The sequence below is a fragment of the Bradyrhizobium sp. PRIMUS42 genome (genome assembly GCF_023006515.1).
In the GTDB taxonomy this organism is placed as follows: Bacteria; Pseudomonadota; Alphaproteobacteria; order Rhizobiales; family Xanthobacteraceae; genus Bradyrhizobium.
Map to the genome: position 1 here is coordinate 1 of NZ_JALBGZ010000226.1, position 8,665 is coordinate 8,665.

Annotated in this window: 11 protein-coding genes; 7 read left to right on the forward strand and 4 right to left on the reverse strand. The window is 64.1% G+C overall.

Annotation, left to right across the window (positions count from 1 at the left end; translation table 11 throughout):
* From MOV75_RS18100 to thiC, 5 genes are all read left to right on the forward strand, one after another.
* A partial coding sequence (locus tag MOV75_RS18100; RefSeq protein WP_247006311.1) for an FAD-dependent oxidoreductase occupies positions 1 to 563 on the forward strand: 563 nt, incomplete at its 5' end.
* The gene (thiS, locus tag MOV75_RS18105) at positions 554 to 751 is read left to right on the forward strand and encodes a sulfur carrier protein ThiS (RefSeq protein WP_246927628.1); all 198 of its coding nucleotides are present in this window, start codon (positions 554 to 556) and stop codon (positions 749 to 751) included. The genes MOV75_RS18100 and thiS, both read left to right, overlap by 10 nt.
* 165 nt (positions 752 to 916) lie before the next feature.
* Positions 917 to 1,699 (forward strand): thiazole synthase, encoded by a 783-nt coding sequence (locus tag MOV75_RS18110; RefSeq protein WP_246927625.1) that lies wholly within the window; start codon positions 917 to 919, stop codon positions 1,697 to 1,699.
* Complete coding sequence (locus tag MOV75_RS18115) at positions 1,686 to 2,294, forward strand: thiamine phosphate synthase (RefSeq protein WP_246927622.1); 609 nt, start codon at positions 1,686 to 1,688, stop codon at positions 2,292 to 2,294. Before MOV75_RS18110 ends, MOV75_RS18115 begins: the two co-directional genes overlap by 14 nt.
* Before the next feature lie 260 nt (positions 2,295 to 2,554).
* Complete coding sequence (gene thiC, locus MOV75_RS18120) at positions 2,555 to 4,453, forward strand: phosphomethylpyrimidine synthase ThiC (RefSeq protein WP_246927610.1); 1,899 nt, start codon at positions 2,555 to 2,557, stop codon at positions 4,451 to 4,453.
* A gap of 97 nt (positions 4,454 to 4,550) precedes the next feature.
* Here the strand turns inward: thiC and MOV75_RS18125 are convergent, their stop codons facing one another.
* Both MOV75_RS18125 and MOV75_RS18130 read right to left on the reverse strand, forming a co-directional pair.
* Positions 4,551 to 5,288 carry a hypothetical protein gene (locus MOV75_RS18125; protein ID WP_246927607.1) on the reverse strand — a complete coding sequence of 246 codons (738 nt, stop codon included), beginning with the start codon at positions 5,286 to 5,288 and terminating at the stop codon, positions 4,551 to 4,553.
* Between the two features lie 170 nt (positions 5,289 to 5,458).
* Positions 5,459 to 6,004 carry a phosphohydrolase gene (locus MOV75_RS18130; protein ID WP_246927604.1) on the reverse strand — a complete coding sequence of 182 codons (546 nt, stop codon included), beginning with the start codon at positions 6,002 to 6,004 and terminating at the stop codon, positions 5,459 to 5,461.
* A 48-nt stretch (positions 6,005 to 6,052) separates the two neighbouring features.
* Here MOV75_RS18130 and MOV75_RS18135 point away from each other — a divergent pair, with 48 nt between their 5' ends.
* Positions 6,053 to 6,565: a mismatch-specific DNA-glycosylase gene (locus tag MOV75_RS18135; RefSeq protein WP_246927601.1), complete on the forward strand. Its 513-nt coding sequence runs from the start codon at positions 6,053 to 6,055 to the stop codon at positions 6,563 to 6,565.
* Positions 6,566 to 6,734: 169 nt separating this feature from the next.
* Here MOV75_RS18135 and MOV75_RS18140 read toward each other — a convergent pair whose 3' ends face one another.
* Positions 6,735 to 7,280, reverse strand: coding sequence for a phosphohydrolase (locus tag MOV75_RS18140; RefSeq protein WP_246927637.1), 546 nt, complete (start codon positions 7,278 to 7,280; stop codon positions 6,735 to 6,737).
* A 10-nt stretch (positions 7,281 to 7,290) separates the two neighbouring features.
* On the reverse strand, positions 7,291 to 7,515 hold the full coding sequence (locus MOV75_RS18145; RefSeq protein WP_246927600.1) for a DUF6429 family protein: 225 nt from the start codon (positions 7,513 to 7,515) through the stop codon (positions 7,291 to 7,293).
* Between the two features lie 266 nt (positions 7,516 to 7,781).
* Here MOV75_RS18145 and MOV75_RS18150 point away from each other — a divergent pair, with 266 nt between their 5' ends.
* Entirely contained in the window at positions 7,782 to 8,432 is a 651-nt protein-coding gene (locus MOV75_RS18150; protein ID WP_246927598.1) for a glutathione S-transferase family protein, read from the forward strand.
* Positions 8,433 to 8,665: the final 233 nt, after the last annotated feature.

Sequence of the window (8,665 nt, forward strand, 5' to 3'; positions counted from 1 at the left end):
AGCTGCACGAGCGCATCCGCGCCGCCGGCGGCACCATCAAGTTCGAAAGCGACGTCACCGTCGACGATCTCGCAAAGGACCCTGACGGCATCGTGATCGACTGCCGCGGCCTCGGTGCGCGCGACGAGCAGCCGGAGCTTCGCGGCGTCAAGGGCGAGATGATCCTGATCGAGACCGCCGAGGTGCAGCTGGCGCGCCCGGTGCGGCTGATGCATCCGCGCTGGCCGCTCTACGTGATCCCGCGCGAGGACAATCTGTTCATGCTGGGCGCGACCTCGATCGAGGCCGAGGACACCGGCGTCAGCGTCCGCTCCGCGCTGGAGCTGCTCGGCGCGGCCTATACCGTGCATCCGGCGTTCGGCGAAGCCCGCATCGTCGAATTCGGCTCGGGGTTGCGGCCCGCTTATCCCGACAATCTGCCGCGCATCGGCATTCGCGGCCGCAGGATCAGCATCAACGGCCTCTACCGCCACGGCTTCCTGATCGCGCCCGCGCTCGCCGAGCTGACGCTGACCTATGTCGAGCGCGGCCAGATCGACAACGAGGTGATGCAATGCTTGTGATCGTCAACGGCGAGCAGCGCGAGGTGAACTCGGGAAGCGTCGACGCGCTGCTCTCGGAGCTCGATTACGAGGGCACCCATTTCGCCATCGCGCTCAACTACGACGTCGTGCCGAAAAGCCGCTGGGCCGAGACGCCGCTCAAGGCCGGCGACGAGATCGAGATCATCACGCCGCGGCAGGGAGGGTGAGGTGATATTTGCCGCCACGAACTCCGTCGTCATCCTGAGGTGCGAGCCGTCTTCGGCTCGCCTCGAAGGATGGCCCACGCACGCGGCTGTCATCCTTCGAGGCGCGCAAGAGCGCGCACCTCAGGATGACGGTCCTCGCTTGTTGCCTGCAAGGAAATTGAAGCCATGGTGACCTTCTACGGCAAAACCTTCGCCTCCCGCCTGCTGATCGGCAGCGCGCTCTATCCCTCGCCTGCGATCATGCAGTCCGCGATCCGTGCTTCCGGCTCGAACATCGTCACGGTGTCGCTGCGGCGCGAATCCGCCGGCGGCAAAACTGGCGACGCGTTCTGGAATCTGATCCGCGAGCTCGACGTCACCGTGCTGCCGAACACCGCGGGATGCCGCACGGTGCGCGAGGCGGTGACGACCGCAAAGCTCGCCCGCGAATTGTTCGGCACGTCCTGGATCAAGCTCGAAGTGATCGCCGACAACGACACGCTGCAGCCCGACGTCGTCGGCCTGGTCGAGGCCGCGACCATCCTGATCAAGGACGGCTTTGAAGTATTCCCCTATTGCACCGAGGACCTCTCGGTTGCGAACCGCCTGGTCGATGCCGGCTGCAAGGTGGTGATGCCATGGGCCGCTCCGATCGGCAGCGCGAAGGGCATCACCAATCGCGATGCGCTCAAGCTGCTGCGCGAACGGCTGCCGGACATCACGCTGGTGGTCGACGCCGGCATCGGGGCACCCAGCCACGCGGCAGAGGCGCTCGAGCTTGGCTTCGACGCCGTGCTGCTCAACACCGCGATCGCCAAAGCGGCAGATCCCGTCGCGATGGCCAATGCCTTCCGCTTCGGCTGTGATGCCGGCCGCACCGCTTATGAAGCCGGGCTGATGAACGCCCGCGACTTCGCCTCCCCCTCCACCCCTGTCGTTGGGACCCCGTTCTGGCATGCCGTATCCTGATCGCTTCTATCCTGTCGTCGACAGCCTGAAATGGGTCGAACGCCTGACCAAGCTCGGCGTCGGCACCATCCAGCTGCGTGCGAAAGAACTCAACGACGCCGACGCGCTGCAAATCGTCACCGACGCGTTGGCGATCACTGAGGGCACGCAAGCCAGGCTGGTCGTGAACGATTATTGGCGCGCGGCGGTCGTCGCCGGCGCGAAATACCTGCATCTCGGCCAGGAGGATCTCGCCGACGCGGACCTGAAAGCGATCCGCGAAGCCGGCCTGTCGCTCGGCATCTCCACCCATGACGACGCCGAGCTTGAAACCGCGCTGGCGGCAAAGCCCGACTACGTCGCGCTGGGCCCGATCTTCTTCACCACGCTCAAATCGATGCGCTTCGAGCCGCAGGGCATTCCGAAGATCACCGAATGGAAGAAGCGCATCGGCGCCATCCCGCTGGTCGCGATCGGCGGCATCAAGTTCGAGCACGCCGCGGAGATCTTTGCCGCGGGCGCGGATTCGATCGCGGTGGTGTCCGACGTCACGCAGAACGCCGACCCCGATGCCCGCGTGCGGCAATGGCTCGACGGCTCGAAGGAGGCGGCGTGACCGAAACTCTCTCCACCCGTCATTGCGAGCGAAGCGAAGCAATCCAGAATCCCTCTGCGGAGACAGTCTGGATTGCTTCGTCGCAAGGGCTCCTCGCAATGACGGAGCAAACAATTATCCGTCACCCTGAGGTGGCCGCTCCTTTAGCGGCCCTCGAAGGGCGACGGCCCGGCTCCATCGTTCGAGGCTCGCAAGTGCTCGCGCCTCAGGATTACGAACAGCACGCGACGACGCGATAATCATATTCAACGGAGGATCCCATGAACATCCGCTCCAACCCCGACAAGACCGTCCCCGCCGTCACCACCGGCCCGCTGCCGTCCTCGCGAAAGATCTTCGCATCGCCCGACGCCGCGCCCGATCTGCGCGTGCCCCTGCGCGAGATCATTCTCTCCGAGGGCGCCGGCGAGCCCAACCTGCCGGTCTACGACACCTCGGGCCCCTACACCGATCCGAGCGTCACCATCGACGTCAATGCCGGCCTGGCGCGCAGCCGCAAGCAATGGGTGCTGGAGCGCGGCGGCGTCGAGGAATATGAGGGCCGCCAGATCAAGCCGGAAGACAATGGCAGCGTCTCCACCGACAAGGCCGCGCGCGCGTTCAGCGCTTATCACAAGCCGCTGCGCGGTCTCGACGGCCACAAGATCACCCAGCTCGAATTCGCCCGCGCCGGCATCATCACCAAGGAGATGGTCTACGTCGCCGCCCGCGAAAATCTCGGCCGCAAGCAGCAGCTCGAGCGCGCCGAAGCCGCCCTCGCCGACGGCGAAAGCTTCGGCGCATCGGTGCCCGCCTTCATCACCCCGGAGTTCGTGCGCGACGAGATCGCGCGCGGCCGAGCCATCATCCCCTCCAACATCAACCACAGCGAACTCGAGCCGATGATCATCGGCCGCAACTTCCTGACCAAGATCAACGCCAATATCGGCAACTCGGCGGTGACGTCTTCCGTCGAGGAGGAGGTCGAGAAGATGGTGTGGGCGATCCGCTGGGGCGCCGACACCGTGATGGACCTGTCGACCGGCCGCAACATCCACACCACCCGCGAATGGATTTTGCGCAATTCGCCCGTGCCGATCGGCACGGTGCCGATCTACCAGGCGCTGGAAAAGTGCAACGGCGATCCCGTGCAGCTGACCTGGGAGCTCTACAAGGACACCTTGATCGAGCAGTGCGAGCAGGGCGTCGATTATTTCACCATCCACGCCGGCGTGCGCCTGCAATACATCCACCTCACCGCCAGCCGCGTCACCGGCATCGTCTCGCGCGGCGGCTCGATCATGGCGAAGTGGTGCCTGGCGCATCACAAGGAGAGCTTCCTCTATACGCATTTCGACGAGATCTGCGACCTCATGCGCAAGTATGACGTCTCGTTCTCGCTCGGCGACGGCCTGCGCCCGGGCTCGATCGCGGACGCCAACGACCGCGCGCAGTTCGCGGAGCTGGAGACGCTCGGCGAGCTCACGAAGATCGCGTGGGACAAGGGCTGCCAGGTCATGATCGAGGGCCCCGGCCACGTGCCAATGCACAAGATCAAGATCAACATGGACAAGCAGCTCAAGGAATGCGGCGAAGCGCCGTTCTACACGCTTGGACCGCTGACCACCGACATCGCGCCTGGCTATGACCACATCACCTCAGGCATTGGTGCTGCCATGATCGGCTGGTTCGGCTGCGCCATGCTCTGCTACGTCACGCCGAAGGAGCATCTCGGCCTGCCCGACCGCAACGACGTCAAGGTCGGCGTCATCACCTACAAGATCGCCGCCCACGCCTCCGATCTCGCCAAGGGCCACCCGGCCGCACAGCTGCGCGACGACGCCCTCTCCCGCGCCCGTTTCGACTTCCGCTGGAGCGACCAGTTCAACCTCGGCCTCGATCCCGACACCGCGAAAAACTTCCACGACGAGACCCTGCCGAAGGAAGCCCACAAGGTCGCCCATTTCTGCTCGATGTGCGGACCGAAGTTCTGCTCGATGAAGATCACCCAGGATGTGCGGGACTATGCGGCGACGCTGAACGACCCGAACAGCATCGGCATGTCCTTGAGCGGGACGGCCGAGGACGGCATGAAGCAGATGAGCGCGAAGTTCAAGGAGATGGGCTCAAGCGTGTATCTGGATGCGGAGAAGGTGAAGGAGAGCAATCGGGTGCTGTGAGCTTGTCTTCGCCCGTCATGCCCGGGCTTGACCGGGCATCCATCGGAAAGCAAAGGCCGGGCGAGAGCCCGGCCATCTATTTTGGCCGGAGAGGCCCCTATGCGATGTCCACATAGATTTCTAAGGGCAAGCTAAATTTATGCGCGAGCTCCATCGTCGGTGAGACCATCGAGCTGCTGTTCCTCTTCTCGACGCGCATGAAAATCAGATCACGATAAAAACGCATCTCCGAAACCAACTCATCCAGATTTCGACTTTCATACTGATCGAGCCATCGTCGTAACCGATCCCCCGTCAAGATCGATCGATCCTTACTCCACGGCGCCGCTTGAAGTTGTTCGAGGACCCACATCCTTGCCCCGCTGGGAGCAACATGTGCGATATCGGGGTCAAAAACGACGAAACAAACATCAAGCACTGCCCTGAGCGTATCAGGTCGGCTGCCATGCAGAGCCGTAACGTGGAAGTCGCTGCTCGTCTTCGGCGCCTTCCGAGGCAGCAACTCACCGCCGACCGAGAGACGCAAACCATGCTTGTCGGCAAGTTTCCAAGCCCGTAGGACCGCCTCTTCGCCAACGGAACTCGCAAAGACAACGTCGATTGCATTCTTGTAGAAGCCATACTCCGTACCGAAAGCGTCATCCGGATGCGCATCCCCTATCAACGGAAAGGAACTACGCATGTCGTCGAACCACTTCCGCAATGGAGGTGACGACGTTTCCGGTTTGCTCCAATCGCCTCTTGGATCGCCCTCAATTTCTCGCTGTATCCAATCGTGATAGTCAACATGCTCCGGTGCAGCACGCTCATCGAACACGAAAGCTCTGATACCCATCGTTTTGTTCTCTCAGACGAACGAAGAAATGCCGCGATCCCGTAGGGTGGGTTAGCGTAGCGTAATCCACCGCTTGGCATCCAGAGCCTCTCCAGGAGTGGTGGGTTACGCCTTGCGCCGGCGCGTGTTGCACGACCGCGCTTGTGAGCGGCCAACCCACCCTACGCTGCTCAGCTCAACGACGCTAATTCGCGCGCGAGATTGTCGCGGGCGCGCTGATCATACTTCGCGGCGAAGCCGGCATCGGGATAGATGACCGGGCGGGCGGCGAACCGGCGCAACACTGCGGCGCGGCCGGCGCGGTAATCGGCATCGCTGACATGGATGAACTCCTGCCGGATGGCGGCGGCATAGGCGTCGTAGCGTGCCGGCTCTGCGCCGAGGATGCTGAGGTCGATCGAGATCAGGATGGCGCCGAGGCGATCGTCGGGCTTGACCTCGTGTGACTTGGTGAGGCGGATCAGGCGGCCGACCTCGTGGGCGATATCGGCGCGGACGTACTGTTCGGCGAGTTGCGCGCTCAGCTCTTCATTGTCCGACCGGGTCGGGTCGTAGACGACATCGTGCCACCAGATCACTTCCGTCAGGATCTCGCGCTCGTTCGCAGAGAAACTGTCCACCCTCGTGAGCGCAGCGAGGCAATCCTCGATATGCGCGAGGTTGTGATAGTGGCGGCCGGGCGCCGCGTAGGCGGCAACCAATTCTTCGCGGGTCATCGCCGAGGTATAGGATCAAAGCAGCGGAGATGGTAGCCATCAGTTAAGATGCCCAAGCCCTCTCTCCACCGCCTCCCCGACCAGCTCCGTTCCAACCTCCGCCTCGTCTTCGTCGGCACCGCCGCCTCGACGCGCTCGGCCGAGCTCGGGCACTACTACGCCCATCCCGGCAACCGCTTCTGGCGCGCGATCCATGAGGCCGGCATCACGCCGCGGCGTTATCAGCCGGGCGAGTTTGCGGAGTTGATCGCGCTCGGGATCGGCTTCACCGATCTCTCCAAGACGGGCGCGGGGATGGATCACCAGATCGCGGCGGAGACGATCGACGTGGCGGGCTTCAGGGCGAAGATGGAGAAGTATCGGCCGCGGACGATTGCGTTCACGAGCAAGAAAGCGGCGAGCCTGTTTTACGGCAGGCCGTCGAGCGGGATTTCGCTGGGGCGGCAGCAGCGCGACGAGAGCCTGCCCGAGATCTTCGTGCTGCCGTCGCCGTCGGGTGCGGCGTCGGGGAGTTGGACGTTGGAGCCGTGGCGCGAGCTTGCTGCATGGATCGCGGCGTAGGGTGGGCCAAGGCGCTCTTGCGCCGTGCCCACCATCTCCACGCATCCGGTGGAACGGTGGGCACAGCGCGCGAAGAGCGCGCCTTTGCCCACCCTACAACACTGACCGGCGCGGATCGGCCGTGCTTCGTAGATCCGTAGGGTAACCCACCCTACGCACCACCATTGCCTCAGCTCAGCGACGCCAGCTCGCGCGCGAGATTGGCGCGGGCTTGCCGGTCAAAGGTGGCGGCGAAGTCGGGATCGGGAAAGATCACCTCGCGCGCCGCGAAGTGGCGGAGCACCCGGGCGCGGCCGACGCGGTAGTCGTCCTCGCCGACATGGATGAATTCGCGGCGGATCGCGGCGGCATAGGCGCCATATCGTGCGGGATCAGTACCGAGAATGCTGAGATCGATCGAGATCAGGATCGCCCCGAGGCGATCGCCGGCGGCGACGTCGTGCGTCTTGGTCAGGCGGATCAGACGGCCGACCTCCTGACGAAGCTCGGTGCGGACGTGCTGTTCGGCGAGTTCCGCGCTGCGCTCCTCGTTGTCCGACCGGGTCGGGTCGTAGACGACGTCGTGCCACCAGATCGCCTCCGAGAGCGTCTCGCGCTCGGCGGCAGAAAGACCCTCGACGCGCGCGAGCGCGGCCAGGCAATCCTCGATATGCGAGAGATTGTGATAGTGGCGGCCGGCCGCCGCATAGGCCGCGGCCAACTGTTCCCGATTCATCGGCAAGACCTCATTCATCGAACAATTCCTTGAAGAGCCTCTTTGCGCGTTCGAGGCCTTCGGGCGTGAACACCACGGATTTCACCTTGCCGACGGGATCGTCAATCATGCCCTTGTCATGCAGGCGGCCGAGCACGCCCCAATCAAAGCCCTTCCAGGCCCGATAGCCGTCGTGCAGGGTGAGATAAAGCAAGGCCAGCGCGGCGTCGTCGATCTTGTCCTTGTTGATGGCCATCTTGAACCTCCTCCGGAGCGGAGTGTCTGCATTGTAGCAAGTGTAATGTGGATCAGGCCACTTGTCCGCCGCGAAGGCGGACGTGTCATCCACCAATGGCGCTGGCTCCGCTGACGCCAAGGTGGTGGGTTACGCCTTGCGCCGTTACGTGTTGATGGACCGCGCATGTGACCGCTAACCCAGCCTACAAGGACGCGGCAGGATGTCGGAATCCGCAACCGTCGTTCGTCCTTAGGGTACAAAGTGCAATCAACCCGGAACCCCACATGCCCGCCACCATCACCGCGTTCGAAAACTCCCCCGACTGCGGCCGCGGACAGGCGCGCGACATGCGGGTCCGCTGGGCGCTGGAGGAGGTCGGCCAGCCCTACGACGTTCGCCTGGTCTCGTTCGAGACGATGAAGGCGCCCGCGCATCGCGCGCTGCATCCGTTCGGGCAGATCCCGACCTATGAGGACGGCGATCTCGCGCTGTTCGAATCCGGCGCGATCGTGCTCCACATCGCCGAGCGCCACGATGGCTTGCTGCCGAAGGATGCCAATGCGAAGAGCCGCGCGATCGCGTGGATGTTCGCCGCGCTCAGCACGGTGGAGCCGCCGATCGTCGAGCTCACCATGGCCATGCTGTTCGAGCGCGACAAGAGGTGGTACGCGGAGCGCCTGCCCATGTTGCAGGATCGCGTCCGCGTCAGGCTCGGCGAACTCTCCCGCCGCCTCGACAATGCCGACTGGCTCGACGACGCCTTCAGCGCCGGCGATCTCATGATGGTGACGGTACTGCGGCGGCTGAACACATCGGGTTTGCTGGACGAGTATCCCGCTATCGCCGCCTATGTCGCCCGCGGCGAGGCGCGGCCGGCGTTCCGGCGGGCGTTCGATGCGCAGCTTGCGGTGTTCACCGCAGCGTCACTCTCGTAGGGTGGGCAAAAGCGAAGCGTGCCCACGATCTGTATCTATCACTGACGAATGGTGGGCACGGTGCTTGCGCGCCCTTGCCCACCCTACGGCACCTCGACCTACCGCATCGTGATCGCGAGGCCGCTGAGATCGGCATTCGCCATCAACCCGACCTGCGTGCCGGTCAATTCCAGCACCGCGCCCTTCTGGTTGGTCAGCACGATGGCGCGGGCGCCGCGGCCCAGCGCGAGGCC